The sequence below is a fragment of the Microbulbifer maximicatervae (SeqCode) genome (genome assembly GCF_056231245.1).
In genome coordinates this window covers 4,319,881-4,340,834 of sequence record NZ_CP174334.1, presented here as the reverse complement: position 1 = coordinate 4,340,834, position 20,954 = coordinate 4,319,881, and the positions used below count along the sequence as shown (strand labels likewise).

17 protein-coding genes are annotated in these 20,954 nt (G+C 47.5%); 13 read left to right on the top strand and 4 right to left on the bottom strand.

Annotation, left to right across the window (positions count from 1 at the left end; genetic code table 11):
- The first annotated feature begins 4 nt into the window (after positions 1-4).
- The 8 genes from ACJJIS_RS18960 (at position 5) to ACJJIS_RS18925 (ending at position 8,352) form a co-directional block, all read left to right on the top strand.
- Positions 5-445 carry an FKBP-type peptidyl-prolyl cis-trans isomerase gene (locus ACJJIS_RS18960; protein ID WP_282934364.1) on the top strand — a complete coding sequence of 147 codons (441 nt, stop codon included), beginning with the start codon at positions 5-7 and terminating at the stop codon, positions 443-445.
- Positions 446-488: 43 nt separating this feature from the next.
- On the top strand, positions 489-1,421 hold the full coding sequence (gene ispH, locus ACJJIS_RS18955; protein WP_475708822.1) for a 4-hydroxy-3-methylbut-2-enyl diphosphate reductase: 933 nt from the start codon (positions 489-491) through the stop codon (positions 1,419-1,421).
- Positions 1,422-1,733: 312 nt separating this feature from the next.
- Entirely contained in the window at positions 1,734-2,249 is a 516-nt protein-coding gene (locus tag ACJJIS_RS18950) for a GspH/FimT family pseudopilin (protein WP_475708821.1), read from the top strand.
- A gap of 29 nt (positions 2,250-2,278) precedes the next feature.
- Positions 2,279-2,887: a type IV pilus modification protein PilV gene (pilV, locus tag ACJJIS_RS18945; protein WP_475708820.1), complete on the top strand. Its 609-nt coding sequence runs from the start codon at positions 2,279-2,281 to the stop codon at positions 2,885-2,887.
- A 2-nt stretch (positions 2,888-2,889) separates the two neighbouring features.
- Positions 2,890-3,897, top strand: a complete 1,008-nt coding sequence (locus ACJJIS_RS18940) for a PilW family protein (protein ID WP_475708819.1) — start codon at positions 2,890-2,892, stop codon at positions 3,895-3,897.
- Complete coding sequence (locus ACJJIS_RS18935; RefSeq protein ID WP_475708818.1) at positions 3,897-4,430, top strand: pilus assembly PilX family protein; 534 nt, start codon at positions 3,897-3,899, stop codon at positions 4,428-4,430. Before ACJJIS_RS18940 ends, ACJJIS_RS18935 begins: the two co-directional genes overlap by 1 nt.
- A 13-nt stretch (positions 4,431-4,443) precedes the next feature.
- Complete coding sequence (locus ACJJIS_RS18930; protein WP_475708817.1) at positions 4,444-7,830, top strand: PilC/PilY family type IV pilus protein; 3,387 nt, start codon at positions 4,444-4,446, stop codon at positions 7,828-7,830.
- 66 nt (positions 7,831-7,896) lie between these two features.
- The gene (locus tag ACJJIS_RS18925; protein ID WP_475708816.1) at positions 7,897-8,352 is read left to right on the top strand and encodes a type IV pilin protein; all 456 of its coding nucleotides are present in this window, start codon (positions 7,897-7,899) and stop codon (positions 8,350-8,352) included.
- Positions 8,353-8,358: 6 nt separating this feature from the next.
- Here ACJJIS_RS18925 and ACJJIS_RS18920 read toward each other — a convergent pair whose 3' ends face one another.
- The 3 genes from ACJJIS_RS18920 to ACJJIS_RS18910 all read right to left on the bottom strand — a co-directional run bounded on the left by ACJJIS_RS18920 (position 8,359) and on the right by ACJJIS_RS18910 (position 12,113).
- Positions 8,359-8,919 (bottom strand): GspH/FimT family pseudopilin, encoded by a 561-nt coding sequence (locus ACJJIS_RS18920; protein ID WP_475708815.1) that lies wholly within the window; start codon positions 8,917-8,919, stop codon positions 8,359-8,361.
- A gap of 93 nt (positions 8,920-9,012) precedes the next feature.
- Positions 9,013-10,413: a sigma-54-dependent transcriptional regulator gene (locus ACJJIS_RS18915; protein WP_475708814.1), complete on the bottom strand. Its 1,401-nt coding sequence runs from the start codon at positions 10,411-10,413 to the stop codon at positions 9,013-9,015.
- Between the two features lie 116 nt (positions 10,414-10,529).
- The gene (locus ACJJIS_RS18910; protein WP_475708813.1) at positions 10,530-12,113 is read right to left on the bottom strand and encodes a sensor histidine kinase; all 1,584 of its coding nucleotides are present in this window, start codon (positions 12,111-12,113) and stop codon (positions 10,530-10,532) included.
- Positions 12,114-12,205: 92 nt separating this feature from the next.
- On the opposite strand from ACJJIS_RS18910, the gene ACJJIS_RS18905 reads away from it, so the two are divergent.
- Entirely contained in the window at positions 12,206-13,834 is a 1,629-nt protein-coding gene (locus tag ACJJIS_RS18905; protein ID WP_475708812.1) for an NAD+ synthase, read from the top strand.
- Between the two features lie 57 nt (positions 13,835-13,891).
- On the opposite strand, the gene ACJJIS_RS18900 is transcribed toward ACJJIS_RS18905, so the two are convergent.
- Positions 13,892-14,842, bottom strand: coding sequence for an outer membrane protein assembly factor BamD (locus tag ACJJIS_RS18900; RefSeq protein WP_444906458.1), 951 nt, complete (start codon positions 14,840-14,842; stop codon positions 13,892-13,894).
- Between the two features lie 100 nt (positions 14,843-14,942).
- Between ACJJIS_RS18900 and rluD the strand changes: the two genes are divergently transcribed.
- The 4 genes from rluD to ACJJIS_RS18880 all read left to right on the top strand — a co-directional run bounded on the left by rluD (position 14,943) and on the right by ACJJIS_RS18880 (position 20,939).
- Positions 14,943-15,896, top strand: coding sequence for a 23S rRNA pseudouridine(1911/1915/1917) synthase RluD (gene rluD, locus ACJJIS_RS18895; RefSeq protein ID WP_475708811.1), 954 nt, complete (start codon positions 14,943-14,945; stop codon positions 15,894-15,896).
- A gap of 75 nt (positions 15,897-15,971) precedes the next feature.
- On the top strand, positions 15,972-16,739 hold the full coding sequence (pgeF, locus tag ACJJIS_RS18890; protein WP_475708810.1) for a peptidoglycan editing factor PgeF: 768 nt from the start codon (positions 15,972-15,974) through the stop codon (positions 16,737-16,739).
- A gap of 282 nt (positions 16,740-17,021) precedes the next feature.
- Complete coding sequence (gene clpB / locus ACJJIS_RS18885; protein WP_475708809.1) at positions 17,022-19,625, top strand: ATP-dependent chaperone ClpB; 2,604 nt, start codon at positions 17,022-17,024, stop codon at positions 19,623-19,625.
- A 207-nt stretch (positions 19,626-19,832) separates the two neighbouring features.
- Positions 19,833-20,939 carry an efflux RND transporter periplasmic adaptor subunit gene (locus ACJJIS_RS18880; RefSeq protein WP_475708808.1) on the top strand — a complete coding sequence of 369 codons (1,107 nt, stop codon included), beginning with the start codon at positions 19,833-19,835 and terminating at the stop codon, positions 20,937-20,939.
- Positions 20,940-20,954: the final 15 nt, after the last annotated feature.

Here is a 20,954-nt window from a genome sequence, read left to right as displayed (position 1 = left end):
AACTATGAGTAATGCCGTTATCGGTGAACACTGCCGGGTGACACTGCACTTTAGCCTGAAATTGGATGATGGCACTGAGGTGGATTCAACCTTCAAAGGTGACCCAGCCTCTTTCAGTGTTGGCGATGGCAGTTTGCTGCCGGGCTTTGAAAAAGCGCTTTTTGGTTTAAAAGCGGGGGATGAAGCCGAGATCGAGATACCGCCGGAGATAGGCTTTGGTCAGCGCAACCCGGAAAACCTGCAAAAGGTGCGCCGGGATACCTTTTCTCCCGATATGGAGCTGGAGCGCGGGTTGGTAGTCTCTTTTGACAATGGCAGCGGCGAACTCCCCGGAGTAATCAGTGAGATTGGTGAGGACGATGTTACCGTCGACTTTAATCATCCATTGGCCGGTCAAACCTTAAATTTCCATGTGAAAATTATTGCGGTGGATTCGATCCAATAGGGTCGGGTTCCCTCTTTGTAGCAAGTAGGGTACTGAAGTAGATATGCAAATCCGAATGGCTAACCCCCGGGGCTTTTGTGCCGGTGTTGATCGGGCAATTGATATTGTGAATCGCGCCCTGGATGTATTTGGTGCGCCGATCTATGTCCGCCATGAAGTGGTGCATAATAAGTTTGTGGTGGAGAGCCTGAAAGAGCGCGGTGCGGTCTTTGTCGATGAACTCGATGAAGTGCCCGATGATGTTATCGTTATCTTCAGTGCTCACGGTGTTTCAAAAGCTGTGCAGCGCGAAGCTGAAGATCGTGGCCTGCGTGTATTCGATGCTACTTGCCCGCTGGTTACCAAGGTGCATATTGAAGTGAGTAAGTTCAGCACCGACGGTGCTGAGTGCATACTTATCGGCCACGCCGGGCACCCGGAAGTGGAGGGCACAATGGGGCAGTATGACAACTCTGCTGGCGGTGCCATTTACCTGGTTGAAGACGAAGAGGATGTTGCGAAGTTAACTGTTAAAGACGAGAGTAATCTCGCCTATGTTACCCAAACAACACTATCCATGGATGATACCGCTCGAGTCATTGATGCCCTGAGAGTGCGTTTCCCTGAAATCCGTGGGCCTCGAAAAGATGATATCTGTTACGCGACCCAGAATCGCCAGGATGCTGTAAAGCAGCTGGCTCTGGAAAGTGATCTGGTCCTTGTTGTTGGTAGCCCGAATAGTTCTAACTCTAATCGCCTGCGTGAACTCGCTGAACGCTGTGGTGCTGCTGCTAAATTGATCGATGGTGCGGATGATATCGATGCAGATTGGCTTCAGGGTAAGTCGGCCATAGGAATCACAGCGGGAGCGTCAGCACCGGAAGTCCTGGTACAAGGAGTGATTGACCGACTGCAACAACTTGGTGCAAGCCTTCCTGAAGAAATGGATGGAAGGGCTGAGAATATACGTTTCTCCCTGCCTAAAGAGCTGCGTTAATCAGCAGCTCTATCTCCTATCGGCAAGCTGGCTAGCCCACTTATCGCCCCCTCCAAGCCGTTTGTCGGCAAGCTGCAAAACCCTCGACCCCATCGCTTACCTGCTTTCCATAAACTGGTATATATACGATAACAATACGAACCAAAGTGTTGTGCCTCCACTTTACTTGCACATTGTTTGTAAAGTACTGGGGTGAGAATTTTTGTGTGCAAAATTTATACTGAAAAGCTGCACGCTTTAGATAAATTGAGATTTTTCTCTCCATGCCAGGCAGCATAGCCCAGTACTTATAGGTTCTTTAAGGCAGCAAATATGATTAGCTTCAAAAAATACATAGGGGCAACCCTTATAGAGTTAATGGCGACTATCACCATCTTAGGGATTGTACTTGCGATTGGACTACCTTCATTTAATTCATTATTTGATAGCAATCGCTTGTCGGCTATGACAAATGACTTGAACGGTGTTCTTCAATATGCACGTTCTGAAGCTGTGCGTATAGGAGGTAGCGTAGAGGTAGGTGCAATTGACGATGATATTGGTAATGGAGTTATTGTCTGGGTTGATAGTGACGGGAGTGATTCTTATGACGATGGAGAGGAGTTAAGAATGCTACTTGTCGAGTACGAGGATATTGTAGTTACAGCGGAAGTCTCTGGTGCCGGAGTGGCAGACTTAGATTTTAGCTATGGCGCGCAGGGGGAGATAAGTCTTGGGGCCACTTTAACTTTGGATTTATGTGATAGTCGGACAGGAGATTATGGTCGCCAGTTGCAGGTTCTCGCTTCTGGGGCTTTAAGATTGAATACCAATATGCCTTGCCCGTAGGAAAACGGATTGAAAAGAGGATAATTTGAATGCTCAAGCAAAAAGGGGCAACCCTAATTGAAGTGCTTGTATCGGTTTTGATCCTGGCGGTTGGTCTTTTGGGGCTGGCGGCAACACAAGTGATGAGTTTAAAAAATGGCAATGGGGCTCATCACCGGTATATGGCTGTACTTGCAGCACAGGAAATTATTGAACGAATGCGCGCTAATCCTACGGGGACTATGAGTAGTGAGTATGATGGCACTGTAGGCGGTTCTTCTGGTGATGGCGGGTCAGATGGTTCGGGTGGTTCAGATGGCTCGGATGGCTCGGATGGTTCAGATGGTTCAGATGGTTCAGATGGTTCAGATGGTTCAGATGGTTCAGATGGTTCAGATGGTTCAGATGGTGGCGCTGGCAGTAGTTCTACGCCGGATTGTAGTAGTGCATGTTCAGATGCTGAACTTGCAGATTTAGACCTCTATGAATGGGAGCTCATTCTATCTTCCAATCTACCTGACGCAACAGGAACAATTGCTCACAACGCCGGTGTAGTAACGGTAACTATATCTTGGAGTGAACAGCATACAGGGGAAAATTACGGGGTATTAGATGGTGACGTGGATAATGCCTCCTTTTCGATGATAGTGGAGCTTTAAGAATGCAATCTTTTAGTAATCAAAGAGGCCTTTCATTAGTTGAATTAATGATAGGTATTTTATTGGGCTCCCTTCTTTTACTTGGCGTATTACAAATATTTCAGAGTAATAGCGATACTTTTCGCATGCAGGATGGGTTCTCGCGTGTACAGGAAAACGGTAGATTTGCAATCGACTTGCTGAGCAAGGAAATACGACTTGCAGATTATTGGGGATGTGCACCAGATCAAGACAGTATCGAGAATAGGTTGGATACGACAGATGCTTTCTTAGCTTCCATTGGTTCTGACGGAGTTCAGGGTGTTGATAATGCCAGCGGTATGACAGTTGGAACAACGAACGTGCTGGATGGAAGTGATGTATTAATTCTTGGTGGTGTTATTGATGCCTGCGGGGGATCTGGACGTATGTTAGATCCTAGTGGTAGTGATCTGGTTGTAAGTTCAAATTGTCCTGTAGCGGCTGGAGATATTGTCTTGGTCTCCACTTGTATTAACGGCGACATTTTTACTATTACAAATATTGATACGGCCGTTGGCGCTGGTAATAGGGCTTTAAAGCACGATGTGAGTACTACAACTGGGTGGGTTAATAATAAGAGTGACGCACTTCAGGAAATATATGGAGCAGACTCCGCAATTTTTCAGCCGTATCAAAAAACTTATTTTATCGCTGTGAATACAGCTGGTACCAATTCCCTTTTTGTTAGTGATGAAAATGATTCCGTCGAAGAGTTGGTTCCCGGAATAGAAGATATGCAAGTTTCTTATGGTCGGGATACCACAGGAAGTGGAATAGTTGATACTTGGCAAAGTGCTAGTACATCTCTTGATGAGATGTCAGAAGTTGTTGCTATTAAATTAGAATTATTGGTAGCTAGCGATAGCGATGCAAGTGTAGATAGCCAAACTATTCGCCGGCTCGATGGTAGCGAAACTGAATATAGTGATGGAAGAATTAGAAAGTTGTATGTGGCTACGGTAAAAGTGCGTAATCGAGGTGATATGTAATGAGGACTATCAGATCACAAAGCGGCGCCGTTCTAATGGTCAGCCTGATTATCTTACTGATATTAACTTTAATTGGGATCTCTGGGGCCAGGAGTATCCTGATGAGCGAACGCATGACCTTTGCTTCTCGTGACGCAAAGGTAGCTCTCGAGGTGGCAGAGTCTGTTGCTCGCCGAGGTGAAGATTATATTGAGACGCTGACAAACTTAGACGACTTTGGCACTACAGGTTGGCGGCGTACTGCAGGTGATGGCCCGGATGACTTATTTGATGAAAATACTTGGACAGATGCCAGTTCAGTAGAGCAAGAGGTACCCATGGAAGGTGTTGATGGTCAGGCCCTAACTGGTCGCATGTTTATCGAGCTTGCAGGGCTTACTGAAGATGACACAAATATTACTGATATGGATAAGAGTGCAGACTCCATCCGAAGCGACGGTACAGAGATTCAGGTGTTTAAAATTGTTTCTCGTGGTGTTGGGGTAGGTGGTACTGAGAGAATCATTATCACTCTCTATGGTAAAGAAATATAAAAGAGTAAAAAAAATGAATTTTTCACTGTCAAGTAAAGTCCAATTCCCATTGAAACCTATCGCTGCCGTTGTATTGTTTTTTTGCGCGAGTAATGAGGCTTTTTCTGCACCGGGTGAGTTATCTGATGTTCCGCTTTATTCCCGCGGTTCAGCAGAACCCAACCTGATGTTTGTGTTGGACTCTTCAGGGTCAATGGAAACAATGGTTTTGCCCGTAGATGGTTATGATACTTCAGACCCTGCGGGGTCTAGCTGTAGCTCTCCAGTATCAATGACGTATACGTCGAACTCCTGTGGTCATGGTGGCTGGGGTTCCTGTACACGTTATTATGATGATGTTGAATATCGGGTTAATACATCCGATGGAAGTGTTCAGATCAAATTGGTGGATAGAAACCGTGCAGAGAGTGATTGGTTTACTTGGGATAGTAGCAGCAACTGCTTTGACGAAGATGAGGATTATACTGCTTGGCTTTATGCGGAAGCTAATTCTGGAGGGGATAGTTATTATGAAACTGGTCAGGATTCAGATGACTATAGGGAAAGTACTACCGGGCATTTTCTAAACTGGTTCTTCTCCAAAGAAAATGGTAGCGGGGGTTATGTAGCCGATAAATTTACGGATGAGGATGGCAACGCAACGAGATCTAAAGTAGATATACGTCGAACCGATATTATGAAAAGTGCAGCCCAGGAATTAATTTCAGGGCTTAATGATGTGCGTGTCGGTGTGATGCAGTTCAATACAGAACACGGTGCAAAGCTGCTATCCGGTTTGGTTAGTCTAACCGAGACCAATCGAAATAGTATACTCAATATTATTGAAGATATTGATGCAAATGGTAATACCCCTCTTGCAGAGAGTTTTGCAGGTGTAGGGCGTTATTTTATTAGCGGCTATGAGGGAAATAACCTCACCTATATAGATTCTACTGGAGCAGAAAAACAGGTTCCCGGAGAGGATATATTTTCTGGAAGCGGCACTAGTACTATATTGAATTGGGGCGATGTTAGCGCGCCTGATGATACCGTTGATGGCGGAGCTATCCAGTATTATTGTCAAAAGAGTTTTATGGTGGCTCTAACAGATGGTGAGCCAACAAGGGATAATAGTATTAGCAGTGACTTGACCGACTATGATTATGGTTGCTCCTCAAATAGTGGCGGCTGCACAAGTGATGAGATGGATGATGTCCTTAAGGCTCTTTACGATATTGATTTACGACCGGATTTGAAAAAGACTGGTGGTGAAGAGGTCGTTAACAATATTACCAGTTATATTATTGGCTTTGCTGAAGATGGTTTGTCAGACACGAACCTGATGAAAAATGCCGGGGAATTGGGTGGCGGTGGTGTGTATGATGCTGGTAACGCCGCAGAACTGAAGGTGACTTTTAATACTATTATTAATAATGTTCAGTCTATAGTTGGTAGCTCAAGCTCTGTAGCTTTTAATACTTCTTCCCTCAAAACAAATTCCAGTATATTTGCTGTAGGTTTTGATAGTAGTGCATGGTCGGGTAATTTAGCGGCTTGGAACCTTAGTGATGAAGGGGATATCGAACTTAATGTCGATGGAAATCTCGGCACTTCATCCATTTGGGAGGCGAACTCTGAATTGGATTCGATAGACCCAGATAGCAGGGTTATGCTCTCCTATAGCAATGGTACCGGGGTGCCTTTCACTGCATCCGGGCTCGGTATTACCGGGACAGATCATGCTGATGATTTGAATCTTGATATTCAATCTAGTGCGGGAGTATATGATGGCCGTGCCTCCGATCGTATTGATTATCTGAGGGGTGATCGGAGCAATGAGGGAGCTAGTACTGGTAGTTTCCGGGCTCGTGAAGGGCGTTTAGGTGATATTGTAAATTCAACACCGGTTTATGTGGGAGAACCCAGCGGCCCTTGGTCTGATTACGAGTTCAGTGGAGCTTCTAGCTACGATGATTTTGTTAGCGCTAAAAGCAATCGTACTCCAGTTGTATATGTGGGAGCGAATGATGGCTTCTTACATGGTTTTAATGCCAGTGCCAGTGGAGCTAATGCCGGTAAAGAGCTGATAGCTTATTCACCTGCGGCCTTACTCAGTACAACCGCTGATGAGGGGCTGCATGCTTTGAGTTCGCAATACTATACCCATAAATATTATGTGGATGGTACTCCGACAAGTTCTGATGTCTACATAAATAGCAGCTGGAAGACGGTACTTGTGGGAGGCTTAGGTGCTGGTGGTAAAGGATACTATGCTCTCGACATTACTAACCCCTCTGATTTTACTGAAGAGAATGCCGCAGATATTGTTTTGTGGGAGTTTACCGATTCGGACAATAATAACTTAGGTTATACCTTTAGTCGTCCTCAAATTTACCGTATGTCAAACGGTGAGTGGGCTGCAATATTCGGTAATGGATATAACAGTTCAACCGGCGATGCGGGTTTATTTATCGTATATTTGGATGGGGAAGATAGTAGTGGCAATAGCCATGTCTATATTTCAACGGGTACTGCTGATACTTCCGATAAAAACGGGATGTCAGAACCGACTATCGTGGACTCTGATGATGATGGCACTGTAGATCGTATCTATGCCGGTGACTTAAAGGGCAATATGTGGGCTTTCGATGTCTCATCGACAGGAAGCTGGGGTGTTGCTTCGTCAGCTACTTCCCCGTCGCCACTTTTTTCTGTTCCAGGGGAGCCAATTACCGCTGCTCCGCAAATTGCAAGAAATATAGAACACCCGTTCGGAGCATCTCCCAATATAATAGTTGCCTTCGGCACGGGACAGTACTTGGTTGACTCAGATACAAGTGATACTAACCCCGGCGGATTTTATGTTGTATCTGATAATGACGTGTACAATTTAAGTACAAGCGACCTGGAAAAGCGCACATTACATACGAACCAAGTCACAGCTGAGGATGGGAGTGAATGGCTTTTGAGGTCATCATCTGGAGATGAGTTTACCTGGAGCGATAAATCAGGTTGGTATATGCCCTTGGATGAGGGCAGTGGATTGGATGGCGGTGAGCGTATAGTTACTCGGCCAACAATACTGAACTATGTCGTATTCTTCAATACACTGATTCCAACCGGACAAGTTTGTGCTGCAGGTAGTGATGGCTGGCTGATGTCTGTGGATGTTTGGACCGGCTTGGCTCCGGAAGATCCCGTATTTGATGCGAATAAGGACGGTGTAATTGATGAAGACGATTATGGTTATATAGGAGAAAAGCCTGATGATGGAACAGAGGGCGGCCCAAATAAGTCCGGTTTCCTGGGAAGTAAACAGTATACAGGCACCAGTGATGGTGGGATTTACGTGAGGGAGATAAATCTTGGTGGTGGAGATAGAGCAGGTCGTCTGTCCTGGGAAGAAATTACTCCAAACTAACTGTTATTAGATGGTGGTACTTGCCCGGCTCTGTCGGGCTTATCTGGATAGTGAAAGCGTATGAAAATGAAAAATCACAGTGGTTTCAGCTTGATTGAGCTAATAATAGTTGTAGGAATCATTGGCATTATTGCTGGACTTGCATGGCCTGCCTATCAAAGTCACATCCTTACCTCAAATAGAGCGGATGCTCAGGGTGCTTTGATGAGCCTGGCTCAGGCAATGGAGCAGCACTTTACTCAGAACGGCTCCTATACCGGAGCGGCAGATGGGGGTGCAGATATCGGTGCTCCAGCAATCTTTCCTACAGAAGCCCCACTGGATAACAGTAATAAAACTTATGACTTGACTATTCAGGCTGCCAATGATTCATCCTATACGATTCGAGCAACACCTAAAAACTCTCAAGTGGGTAATGGGGAACTTGAATTGCGTTCAAATGGATTTCGAGCATGGGATCGAGGGAATGACGGAGCTTTCGACGACCCAGATGACTTGTGCTGGAACTCCAGTTGTATCTAAAAGTAGCTAGGGGCAGCTTAATTCCTGGCCACTTCCATTTTCCACAATGCCATTTAGATCTTTATCTTTGGCGTAGTAAGGTCTTCCTATCGCATTGAGGATTATAATCCAGCCATACTCTGCCTCGCCGCTTGCGGGGCAGAATGAGAAGTTGCCACTTTGGGACGGAGTAGTTCCTGTTGGTTTATAAATCAGAAACCCTCTATTATTGAATGCATTCCAGCTTAGAGAGGCTCCCTGTTCAGCTCGATCTATATATCTTACAACCTGATCTTCTGGATCGACTTCGCCGTTGCCATTTTCATCGGCGAACAATAAAGCGCCATCTGCCCAATCGCCAGCGCACTCATCAGAAATCCCTTTTGGACAAAGAGTAAAGTTACGTTGTTCACTAAGGGCCCTGTTACGCATAAATATAAGTACGTCAAAGAGCTCTCTTTGTTTAGCTTTACTTTTATACCTTTTAAGGAAGTCGCTAAAAGAAGGTAAAGCTATAGCTGTTAATACTGCAATAACCGTAATACAAATTATTAACTCTATAAGGGTGAATCCTGCAGATCGTTTCACGGTGCAAACTCCTCCTGGTTGAGTTTGCACTAGAATACTATTTAGTTAGTGTATTCCAACCACATGAAATTACGGTACCTTGGTCTTAATAATCTAACTCTCAAGCCCTAGTTTTTTTAATCTATATCTTAGAGAGCGGAAGCTAATACCCAGTTTCTGTGCTGCAGCAGTTCGATTCCATCGAGTTTTTGCTAAAGTTTCCTCAATAACCTCTTTTTCTATCCTCTGTAGGAATTCATCCAGGGAATCATACTTGTGTGGATTGAAATCTTCTGAGTTAGCCTTTTTTTCGGTTTGATGTGAATTATTGGTGTGTTTTTTATCTGTAGCGCTTTCTTGCCTATTGTTACATTCAAGTAGGAGGTCTTCTTCTCGAATTATGTTTTGATCAGATAAAGTGAAAGCTCTTTCAAGTATATTTTCAAGCTGTCTGACATTTCCCGGGAAGGAATAATTTTGTAAGGCAATCATTGCTTTATGTGACAAGGCAGGTGGGGTAAGTCCGGCAGTAGAGGCTATACGTTGCATGATTATATCGGTTAGGAGCGGTATATCCTCAACCCTATCCCGAAGAGGTGGGACAGCGATTTCGATAACGTTTATGCGGTAGTAAAGGTCATTTCGAAAACGTCCATTGTTTACTTCTTCACTTAAATCTTTGTGGGTTGCACTTAAAATACGAGTATCTATTGCTACTTCTTTATTGGAGCCAATTGGCCGTATAGATTTTTCCTGAATCGCTCTAAGGAGCTTTACCTGCATTTCCAGAGGGAGATCTGCTACTTCATCCAAGAAAAGGGTGCCGCCCTCGGCACTTTGTAGAAGGCCTTGTTTGTCTTTGTGTGCACCGGTAAAGCTACCCTTTTGGTGGCCAAAGAACTCACTTTCCATCAGTTCAGAAGGTATTGCACCACAGTTTATGGCGATAAAGGGTTGCTCAGCTCTAGCGCTCTGTAGATGAATAGAGCGGGCAGCAAGTTCTTTGCCTGCGCCTGACTCACCACTGATATAAACAGGAGCGTCACTGCGAGCAACCTTACTGATCTGTTGGCGTAGCTTGCGGATATTATCTGCTTCGCCAAGTAGTAGGTCTTTTTTGGGGATTTCCTGTTGTGGAGCCTGATTGCTATCCAGACGCAGGGCAAGTTGTGCCAAATTGCGTAAGCGCTCAAGATCTACTGGTTTACTCACAAAATCGAAAGCGCCAAGCTTTAGCGCTTTAATTGCAGTGTCCATATTCCCGTGAGCAGTTATAACCGCAATAGGGAGTTCAATCTCTGTACTTCCCTGGATATATTCAACTAGCTGTAGCCCATCTCCATCAGGTAGGCGTAAATCAGTTAGGCAAAAGCAATAAGTATTTTGGCTGAGTGCATTTTTAGCCTCGGAAAGCGTTGCTGCAGTATGGCAATCAACATCCATCCTTTGAAGGGTGAGACTAAGTAAGTTACAAATATCCGGTTCATCATCGACAACCAGTGCCAGTGGGCGCATCGTTATTCTTTCTTTTCTTGTTTTGTTCACTTTATACCAAAAGGCATGAAACGCGATTATGTCAGAAATTTCTGGTGAATAATGATCTAGTTACACGGAAAATTTCCTGAGCTAGATCAGGTCACACCAATAGAGTGAGCGAATTCAAGGCGGAAGCAGCTTTTATTGTCCTCACTTTGGCAATGATACAAACTGATTCTATTGGCTTCACACAGTTCTCGAGCAATATACAAACCGAGCCCGCTACCGGCCTTATCAGTGGTGAAAAACGGCTCAAACACTTGGTTTTTGACCTCGGGGGGAATGCCACTACCATTATCTTTAATATCCAATATAGAGTGGCCTTTCTCAGTATTATAGTATGCATGAACAGCTGCATAGCGCTGTCCAGTTTCCATTTCTGAGTGCCGCAATGCGTTGTCTGTTAGGTTCGTAATGACCTGTGATAACTGAGCGGAATCAAAGTTTGCTGGGATAAGCCGGTCTGGAACATCTAGTTCAATTCTGTTGTTTTGGGGGTTGGCTGTATTGAAGTCGGTAAGAAACTGTTTGAGCCAATTTCGCAGGTCATGCTCTTCTGGTGAATTTGCACGCCTTCTGGATAGTTGCATTACATTTTCAATGATTTGATTTACACGACCACTCTGCCGGCAAATAATTTCGATTAAATGTCGATCTTCATCTTTGAGCTGGGTAGATTCAGATAAAAGTTGCGCTGCATGGTTGATTGCAGAGAGTGGATTGCGAACTTCATGTGCAATAGAAGCGGTTAAGTGTCCTAAAGATGCAAGTTTGAGCTTCTGAGCTGCTTCAGTGAGCTTTCGATTATCCTCGACAAAAATCAGTGTGCTATTGCCACTTTTATGGCGTAATTGGGCAAAGTTGAGTTGTAGCTCGTCATTGTTACCGGCTTTAAAAAGTATACTTGTGTTTTCATCTTGCTGGCGCCAAGACTGAATCTGACGGTGAAGCTCAGAGTTGGGGGTTTCGCCAGACGTTAGCTGTGTTCCAAGTAAGCGAGTGGCGGCTCGATTGATCAACTCAGGCTTATTGGATGGCCCCATAACAAGCACGCCTGTATTCATCCTTTCAATGATTTGTTGTGCCAGCCTCTGAAGGTGTGCTGCCTGACGGCTTTGCTGGTCTGCGCGCAGATTGGCTTTATGGATACGCTCAGATAAATATTGAATTGCGCTGACGGTTACGAACATTAGTAAGCCAAGCCCACCTGCAGAAACAATATCTCTGCTGGAGCCGGAGCCTGACAAAAGGTGAAACAGTTGGAGGGAAATTACGCCCAGGCTAGCGATGGCTGCAAAAAATGCGCTCAGGCGTCTATCCAGCAGAATGGCACCGATTGAACAACTGATCAAAAGTAAATAGCCCAGACCAGAGTTCAGCCCCCCACTGGCTTCAATCAGTAACAGAAATACCAGGATATCGCACCCCAGAACAACTCCAATTTGGCTGTTATTAGTTTGATATGCCTTTTGTCGGAGAAAGAATAGCCATGTGATATTAAGCAGGGCATAGGATGCGGTGGTATAGACAAATAGTGTTGGCAAGTGCTCACCAAGTGAGCCCTCCCCAATATCTGAGAAAAATACTCCCAGCAAAACCAAGGCTATTGCAACCCGATATATAGCGCTAATCCGTAGGAGTTCGTGATGTTGTAAGGGGGATGTCTGGGAACTGCTCACTGTAGATGCCCGGTATTCTTGTAGTGGTGAGCCGCTGCTGTTGTTACCCCGATGGGGTTACAATAGCGGCCTGTCTTGTCCGAGGTTCAACGATGTCTACTTTGCAGTTAGTGCTGGCACAAATCAATTCCCTGGTGGGAGATATTCCAGGGAATACCAAGCAGGTGATAGAAATTGCGCGCCGAGCGTACCAGGAACTGGGTGCAGACTTGGTACTTTTCCCAGAACTGACCCTGTGCGGCTACTCTCCTGAAGACTTGTTGTTGCGCCCCAGTATGCAGGTTCGTATTGATGCGGCATTGGATCAACTCAAAGCTGCAGAACTGCCCTGCGCCATTGTTGTAGGTTACCCCAAGCTGCTCGATGGCGTTATGTTCAATATGGCGGGGGTCATAGTTGAGGGAGAGTTAATCGCAGAATATGCCAAACAAAAGCTGCCTAACTATCAGGTCTTTGATGAAAAGCGTTACTTCAAGCCGGGTAAATCTCCCTGTGTAGTGCATATCAAGGGAGTTCCTGTGGGGCTGAGTGTTTGTGAGGATATTTGGTTTCCAGAGCCCATCAAGCAGTCAGTCGATGCTGGAGCCAAGTTGATTCTCAACATCAATGCATCACCTTTCCATCGGGGCAAGGCTCAACAGAGGCTGGAATTGGTTTCCAGGCAGGCAAGAAATGCCGGAGTCCCCATTGCCTATGTAAACTGGTGCGGCGGTCAGGACGAGCTGGTTTTTGACGGTGGCTCAATTGTTGTTGACGCTGAGGGAGAGGTATGTGCCAGGGCTGAGGAGTTTACAGAGCAGTTGTTGCCAGCTTCCATATCTTTGCAGGGACAGGATTTGACGGTACTCCCTGGGGAAATTGCTCCTCCTCGCGGCGATTTGGCTTCCGTGTACCAAGCCCTGGTACTTGGGGTGCGCGACTACGTTAATAAAAATGGTTTTAATGGTGTTGTGCTGGGGTTGTCGGGTGGAATCGACTCAGCTCTTACATTGGCAGTTGCGGTCGATGCGCTGGGTAAAGAGCGTGTTGAGGCAGTAATGATGCCGTTTCGCTATACCTCGGATCTGAGTAAAGGTGATGCGGCCGATCAGGCGGAAAGAATGGGGGTTCACTATCGGGAAATTAGTATCGAGCCCATCTTTGATTCGTTTATGGGCGCTCTCGCTGAAGAATTTGCTGGCAGTGAGAGGGATACCACTGAGGAGAACCTGCAGGCCCGCTCTCGTGGCGTTCTTTTGATGGCTATCTCCAATAAGAAGGGCGCGATGGTCCTGACCACGGGTAACAAGAGTGAAATGGCCGTTGGTTACGCAACCTTATACGGGGATATGGTAGGCGGATTCAATGCCCTGAAGGATGTTCCCAAAGTATTGGTATTCGAGCTGGCCCGTTACCGCAACACAATTTCTGAAGTGATTCCTGAAACGGTCATTACTCGACCACCCAGTGCGGAGCTGGCCCCGGACCAGGTGGATTCTGACAGCCTTCCGCCTTATGAGATCCTGGATCAAATTCTCAATTTCTATGTCGATCAAGACCACAGCGCTGAGGAAATCATTCAGCGTGGCTTCCAGAGAGAGGATGTAGAGCGTGTGGTCAGGTTAGTGGGGCGCAATGAGTACAAGAGGCGCCAGGCAGCCATCGGGGTGCGTATTTCTGAACGCGGATTTGGAAGGGATCGCCGCTATCCCATCACCAATGGCTGGAAGCTGGGTGACTAGCTCTCCTGAAAATAGAAACGGCGCCGAATGGCGCCGTTTCTATTTTTAAGTGATAAGTTACAGAAGCTCTGGAGGCAGGGGAGTCTCGTCCCGGTTGTATTCGGGATTATACAGTTCCCGGCTGTCAAAGCCCCGCGGGTCAGATTTTTCAAACAGGCCCAAGGTAACCCTGTGCACTAGACTGCGGCCGCTTGGACCTTTGTAAAAGTCGTAGTTGAAAGTGCCGTCTTCGTTAAAAGCGGGGTGCTTTGGATAGTTATTGCGCAGTACATCCAGGGCATTAGCCTCGAGATCTTGCATTTCCATCAAATGGTAACCTTGAACCATAACTGCCAGGGCATCGGGAATTGCGGGTGTCTGCTGGAAGTTTTCCACAATGTAGCGGCCGCGATTGGCTGCTGCGAGGTAGGCGCCGCGCTTAAAGTAGTAGTTAGCCACGTGAACTTCATAGCGAGCCAGCAGGTTACGCAAGTGGATCATGCGCTTTTGCGCGTCTGGAGCGTAGCGGCTCTCAGGGTAGCGGGCCATTAACTGGGAGAAATAAGCGAATGACTCTCGAGCCGATCCTGGGTCGCGACTGGTCAAGTCGGTAGGCATAAAGCGCTCGAACAGGCCTGTGCCCTCAGTAAAGGAGGACAGGCCCTTCATGTAGTAGGCGTAGTCGACATTGCGGTGCTGGGGGTGTAGGCGGATAAAGCGGTCTGCAGCGGCGATAGCAGCATCGTTTTCATAGTTGCGGTAGTAGGCATAGATCAGCTCAAGCTGAGCCTGTTCCGCGTAGTTGCCGAATGGGAAGTTGTCTTCCAGGGCTCGCAGGTTTCTGATGGCAAGATCCCACTGGCTGGTTCGCAGCTGTCGCTGGGCCATCTCGTAGTATGCCTGCTCTGTACGTGAACCTGTGGGTAGGCCCACTTCCGAATCATCTGTGTTGGCGCAGGCAACCAATATTGCGGACACCAAGGCCAGCCACAGCATTTTCCAGGTCTGCATAGCCCCTCGCTCTATCATTCTTACACTCTACCTTATTAAACTACCCACCAGTATTAACCTGGCGCGTCGGACATTTAACCACAGTCGCGGAGCTGCCCAAAGTATTTGCAATTGATTGATGATTGAACACCTAAAACTAGATATCCAAGTTCCTGCCAATATGGCTGGTCGACGCTTAGACCAGGCCGCAGCCGAATTAATTCCCGATTTTTCGCGCGCGCGCCTCCAATCGTGGATCAAAGGCGGTCAGCTCACCTTAAACGGAGCCCCAGCTAAGGCCAAGGAAAAGCTCTTTGGCGGCGAGCTTATCCAGCTTCGCGCAGAGCTGGAACCCCAAGGTAGCTGGGCTGCCCAGGACCTCGACCTCAATATTATGTACGAAGATGACTGCCTGATGGTGGTCAATAAGCCCGCGGGCCTCGTAGTCCACCCCGCTGCCGGTAACCCCGACGGCACTCTGCTCAATGGCCTTCTTCATCACAATCCAGCACAGGAGCTGATACCCCGAGCCGGTATTGTTCACCGGCTGGATAAGGACACCAGTGGCCTGATGGTTGTGGCTAAGACTTTGGCCGCTCAGACCCATCTCGTGGATCAATTAAAGCAGAGAACGGTGAGTCGACAGTATGATGCTTTGGTCCAAGGATATATCACCGCTGAGGGTCGTGTTGATGCGCCCATCGGTCGGCATCGTCAAAATCGTCTCAAGATGGCTGTTTTGGACTTTGGCGGCAAAGAGGCGATCACTCATTATCGTGTACGGGAGCGTTACAGCGCTTACACGCTCTTACGCTGCAAGCTAGAAACCGGCCGTACTCATCAGATTCGGGTACACATGGCCCATATTAGGCACCCGCTCGTGGGAGATCCACTCTACGGAGGCCGCCCAAAGTTGCCTCCAGAGGCCTCGGCAGACCTTGTTGAAGCTCTCCAGAGCTTCCCCCGGCAGGCTCTGCATGCGGCTGAACTAGCGCTAGTACACCCCACCAGTGGACAGGGCATGCATTGGTGTGCGCCAATGCCTGCTGACATGCAAGCACTGCTCGATCAGTTGCGTGCTGATGAGCCCTGAAGTACCGGTTATAAATTCGCCTGGGCACCTATCGCCGGTTCTCGAAAGGACAATTTCGCAAAGCAAGATATCTCAATGCCAAGTAACCACTACCTGATACCCGACTGGCCCGCACCCGCAGGGGTGAGGGCGGCGACAACGCTACGCACTGGGGGCCAAAGTTGTGGCCATTTCTCCTCTTTTAACCTGGCGGCTCACGTGGGGGACAAGGAGTCAGCTGTTACTGCCAATCGCCAACAGTTGAGGGGGGAGCTTGAGTTGCCCTCAGAACCGCAGTGGCTGGAGCAGATCCATAGTGACAAGGTAGTGGAGGCAAGTGATGACGCCTTAGTTCGAACCGCAGATGCCTGCTTTAGTATGAAAAGAGGTGTTGTCTGTGCCGTACTAACCGCAGACTGTTTGCCTGTTTTGCTATGCGATAAGAGTGGTACCCGTGTAGCAGCAGCCCATGCCGGGTGGCGCGGATTGGCCGGTGGTATATTGCGCAACACCGTACGGGCGATGAAGTGTGATCCTGAGGAGTTGATGGTTTGGTTGGGTCCAGCGATTGGCCCGGAGGCCTTTGAAACCGGAATCGATGTCCTCGAGGCATTCTTTGAAAATGCAATTAGCAGTCGACACACAGAAAAAATCGCTAACTGTTTCCGCCCACACACTAAGAAACCACTGCACTTTTTAACAGATATCTACGCCTTGGCTCGCACGGAGTTGGCAGAGCTGGGGGTTGGCGAGGTGTACGGTGGGGGGCTCTGCACAATGTCAGAACCTGAGAAGTTTTTTTCCTACCGCAGAGAGTCTGAAACCGGCCGTATGGCAACTTTGATATGGCGGGATAAAGACTGAATTGAAGTTCTATATGGCATATTTTTTCTATGTAAGCCATTCGATAATATTGGGGCAGCTTGGGCAATTACAAGGCTGGGTGTTGACTGAGCTGTAAAAACCATAAGAGATAGATTTGCCGCAAAACCACTTTGCATAGAATAAATGCCGCTATTGATTTAAATCATTGAAAACCCTTCCTGCGCCCCTATTTTACTTGTCAGTACCATAGCGAATGTAAAAGGCAAATTAGTGCCACTATTACAGCGCTTCTGAAAAAATCGAGTAAAAGAGGTTTCGTTCATGCGAATTGACCGAATGACAAACCCGCTACAGGCGGCATTTGCTGATGCGCAATCCCTAGCGGTAGGGCGCGACCACAACCAGATTTATCCCGAGCACTTGATTCTGGCACTGCTTAACCAGAATAACGGAAGCGTACCCGCATTCCTGTCACAGGCGGGATTTAACCTAAACGGGTTGCGCAATGACCTTGCCAAGCGATTGGACAGCCTGCCGAGGGTGACTTCCCCCACGGGTGATGTGGGGATGTCCCAGGAATTAATGCGCTTAATGAATCTCACGGACAAGCGAGCCCAACAAAATGGTGACAGTTTTATTTCCAGTGAAACTGTATTACTGGCGGCTTTCGACTCTGCGGCGGGAGAGATTTCCAAAATCTTAAATGCCAACGGCGACATTAAACAATTAGAGGCGGCAATTCAAAAAGTGCGTGGCGACGAAAAAGTGGATGACCCCAATGCGGAAGAGGCGCGCCAGGCGCTGGATAAATATACTCTAGACCTGACCGAGAGGGCTCTGGCCGGCAAGCTTGACCCGGTGATCGGCCGCGATGATGAAATACGACGGACGATTCAAGTCTTACAGCGGCGTACCAAGAATAACCCTGTACTAATTGGTGAGCCGGGTGTTGGTAAAACTGCCATTGTTGAAGGGCTCGCTCAACGTATCGTCAATGGTGAAGTGCCGGAAGGGCTAAAGGACAAACGTCTTCTTTCCCTGGATTTGGGGGCATTGTTGGCGGGCGCAAAATTTCGTGGAGAATTTGAAGAGCGATTAAAAGCGGTACTCAACGAGTTATCCAAACAGGAAGGTCGCATTATTCTCTTTATCGATGAGATCCACACGATGGTGGGTGCCGGTAAAGCTGAGGGGGCCATGGATGCGGGAAACATGCTGAAGCCCGCTTTGGCCCGTGGAGAACTGCATTGTGTCGGTGCAACCACTCTGGATGAGTATCGGCAATATATTGAAAAAGATGCAGCGCTTGAGCGGCGTTTCCAAAAAGTATTGGTTGATGAACCAACTGAAGAGGATACGGTTGCGATTCTGCGCGGATTGAAAGAACGCTACGAAGTACACCATGGCGTTGATATTACCGACTCTGCAATTATTGCCGCGACAAAATTATCGCAACGTTATATCACTGACCGTCAATTACCAGATAAAGCAATTGATCTTATTGATGAAGCCGCCAGCCGGATACGCATGGAGATCGATTCCAAACCGGAATCCATGGATAAATTGGAGCGCCGTTTAATTCAATTAAAGATTGAACGAGAGGCGGTTAAAAAGGATACGGATGATGAGGCGACTAAAAAACGCCTATCGAAACTGGAAGAAGAGATTCTACAACTGGAGCGGGAATACTCCGACCTTGAAGAGGTTTGGAAGGCGGAGAAGGCACAGCTTGCCGGCAGCCACGACCTCAAGGAAAAGCTGGAGCAGGCCAAGCTCGATATGGAGTCTGCACGGCGTGCAGGTGATCTCAATAGAATGTCTGAATTACAGTACGGTGTAATTCCACAACTTGAACAACAGCTTAAAAGTGCCGCTAGCGCTGAAGCTTCTGAAGAACCCCGCCTGCTGCGCAATCGGGTGACCGATGAAGAGGTGGCTGAAGTGGTATCCCGCTGGACGGGTATTCCTGTATCTAAGATGCTCGAAGGTGAGCGTGAAAAGCTACTGCGAATGGAAGATGAGTTGCACAAGCGGGTCATCGGACAGGGGGAAGCGGTGGAAGCGGTTGCTAATGCCGTACGCCGCTCAAGGGCGGGGCTAGCTGATCCCAACCGACCCAATGGCTCATTCTTGTTCCTCGGCCCAACCGGTGTGGGTAAGACGGAATTATGCAAGGCATTGGCTCAGTTCTTGTTTGACACAGAAGACGCCATGGTGCGAATCGATATGTCGGAATTTATGGAGAAGCACTCTGTGGCCCGACTGATTGGCGCCCCCCCCGGATATGTAGGTTATGAAGAAGGGGGATACCTGACTGAAGCGGTGCGGAGAAAGCCCTATTCTGTTGTGCTATTAGACGAAGTGGAGAAAGCGCATCCCGATGTATTCAATATTCTTTTACAGGTTCTTGATGATGGCCGCCTGACCGACGGCCAGGGGCGCACGGTAGACTTTCGTAATACCGTTGTCGTAATGACTTCAAACCTTGGCTCAGATTTAATTCAAAAATACGCCACAGCTGAAAATGGTGATGACCTGGACGCTGAAATTCGTTATCGACAGATGAAAAGTGCGGTGATGGAAGTGGTGGGGAACCATTTCAGGCCAGAGTTCATAAATCGTATTGACGAAGTGGTTGTTTTCCATCCACTGGATAAGGCAGAAGTACGCTCTATTGCCGAAATTCAGTTGCAACAACTTTGCCGTCGACTGACAGAGAGGGACCTGAAATTAGAGGTATCTGAAAGTCTGCTGGATAAATTAGCAGAAGTTGGGTTCGATCCCGTTTATGGTGCACGGCCATTAAAGCGTGCTATTCAGGTATGGCTGGAAAACCCGCTGGCGCAAGATGTTCTCGCCGGTAAGTTTTCCCCTGGAGCAACGATCCACGCGGATGTTGAAGGCGATAAAGCCGTATTCCGATAAAAAAGCACTTGGGGGTGCCATATGGTGCACCCCTAAACTCCCACCGATTCCTCACTCTCTCCATATCTATACTCACAGGTGCGCTAATCCGTTTGTTCGGATATTTACGTAGAGGGGCACCCCTCCGTAGCGCATAGTTTCCCTTGCAAGTATCAGTTTATAGTTTTTATTGACGACACCTTACGGGGGCCTGATATCAGTAAGCGTATGTTGCTAATGCTGCTGGGATGCCTTTTGCTCTTCGGCGGAATTTTTGCTTATAAATTAATTGGCAGGCATATGGTGAATCAGTTCATAGACAACTTAGCCCTGCCTGCGGCCACAGTGACTTCAGCAACCGCCCAGTTTCAATATTGGAAGGAAGACCTGAGAGGAATAGGCACCATTCGAGCTGTTAATGGTGTAGAGGTTACTACCGAAGCTCAGGGGGTTATCAGCGCTATTCACTTCAAGTCGGGCCAGCATGTTAGGAAGGGCGATTTATTGGCGGAAATTTTTGCTGAACCGGAAAAGGCGCAGTTGCAGGTGTTGGATGCAGAGCTTCGCTTGGCCCGTCGTAATTACGTGCGGATCAAGACTCTGCTGGGGCGAGGTGTAACAACCGAAGCAGATTTGGATAGCGCTCGCAGTACTTTGGACCAGGTGGTTGCCAATATAGAAGTGCAGCGGGCCAGGGTGGATCAGCGAGTTATCGTGGCGCCTTTTAGTGGAGTACTGGGAATTCGACAAATCGATCTTGGGCAGAATGTAAGCCCGGGGGAGTCTGTTGTTTCTCTACAGCAACTTGATCCTATTTTTGTTGATTTTTCCCTCCCTGAACAAAAATATGCCTTGGTTAAGGCTGGGCTTGCTATTCAGTTGACAACAGATGCTTTCCCTAAAAATACCTACGAAGGAAGAATTACTGCTGTTGACCCTCAGGTGGATAGTGCAAGTAGGAACTTTCTGATTCAAGCTACTCTGAAAAACCCCCAACACGATTTACGTCCTGGGATGTTTGCCCAGGTATCCGTAAAGATAAGTGCACAGCGAAAAGTGCTCGTTATTCCCAGAACCGCATTGGCTTTTGCTCCCTATGGGGTGGCGGTTTTTGTGTTGGAGCCCGATAAAGATGGTGAGCATATGGTCGCAGTTAAACGATTTGTGAAAACTGGTGAGGAACGTGGGGATCTAGTTGAAATTATACAAGGACTTTTGGTGGGGGATATAGTGGCTAGCAGCGGATTACTCAAACTTCGCAATGGAGAGAAAGCGGTTATCAATAATCAGAATCAACCCCCAGAAAGCGTGGACCCCACACCGGAAAATAGTTAAACCTGGAATTTATAG

What these genes read in the sequence shown, in the direction of transcription:
- ispH (WP_475708822.1), top strand. Translation starts at nt 489, where the DNA reads ATGCAAATCCGAATGGCTAACCCCCGGGGCTTTTGTGCCGGTGTTGAT.
- ACJJIS_RS18950 (WP_475708821.1), top strand. Translation starts at nt 1,734, where the DNA reads ATGATTAGCTTCAAAAAATACATAGGGGCAACCCTTATAGAGTTAATG.
- pilV (WP_475708820.1), top strand. Translation starts at nt 2,279, where the DNA reads ATGCTCAAGCAAAAAGGGGCAACCCTAATTGAAGTGCTTGTATCGGTT.
- ACJJIS_RS18900 (WP_444906458.1), bottom strand. Translation starts at nt 14,842, where the DNA reads ATGATAGAGCGAGGGGCTATGCAGACCTGGAAAATGCTGTGGCTGGCC.
- ACJJIS_RS18930 (WP_475708817.1), top strand. Translation starts at nt 4,444, where the DNA reads ATGAATTTTTCACTGTCAAGTAAAGTCCAATTCCCATTGAAACCTATC.
- ACJJIS_RS18940 (WP_475708819.1), top strand. Translation starts at nt 2,890, where the DNA reads ATGCAATCTTTTAGTAATCAAAGAGGCCTTTCATTAGTTGAATTAATG.
- ACJJIS_RS18960 (WP_282934364.1), top strand. Translation starts at nt 5, where the DNA reads ATGAGTAATGCCGTTATCGGTGAACACTGCCGGGTGACACTGCACTTT.
- rluD (WP_475708811.1), top strand. Translation starts at nt 14,943, where the DNA reads ATGATTGAACACCTAAAACTAGATATCCAAGTTCCTGCCAATATGGCT.
- clpB (WP_475708809.1), top strand. Translation starts at nt 17,022, where the DNA reads ATGCGAATTGACCGAATGACAAACCCGCTACAGGCGGCATTTGCTGAT.
- ACJJIS_RS18935 (WP_475708818.1), top strand. Translation starts at nt 3,897, where the DNA reads ATGAGGACTATCAGATCACAAAGCGGCGCCGTTCTAATGGTCAGCCTG.
- pgeF (WP_475708810.1), top strand. Translation starts at nt 15,972, where the DNA reads ATGCCAAGTAACCACTACCTGATACCCGACTGGCCCGCACCCGCAGGG.
- ACJJIS_RS18880 (WP_475708808.1), top strand. Translation starts at nt 19,833, where the DNA reads ATGTTGCTAATGCTGCTGGGATGCCTTTTGCTCTTCGGCGGAATTTTT.
- ACJJIS_RS18905 (WP_475708812.1), top strand. Translation starts at nt 12,206, where the DNA reads ATGTCTACTTTGCAGTTAGTGCTGGCACAAATCAATTCCCTGGTGGGA.
- ACJJIS_RS18925 (WP_475708816.1), top strand. Translation starts at nt 7,897, where the DNA reads ATGAAAAATCACAGTGGTTTCAGCTTGATTGAGCTAATAATAGTTGTA.
- ACJJIS_RS18915 (WP_475708814.1), bottom strand. Translation starts at nt 10,413, where the DNA reads ATGCGCCCACTGGCACTGGTTGTCGATGATGAACCGGATATTTGTAAC.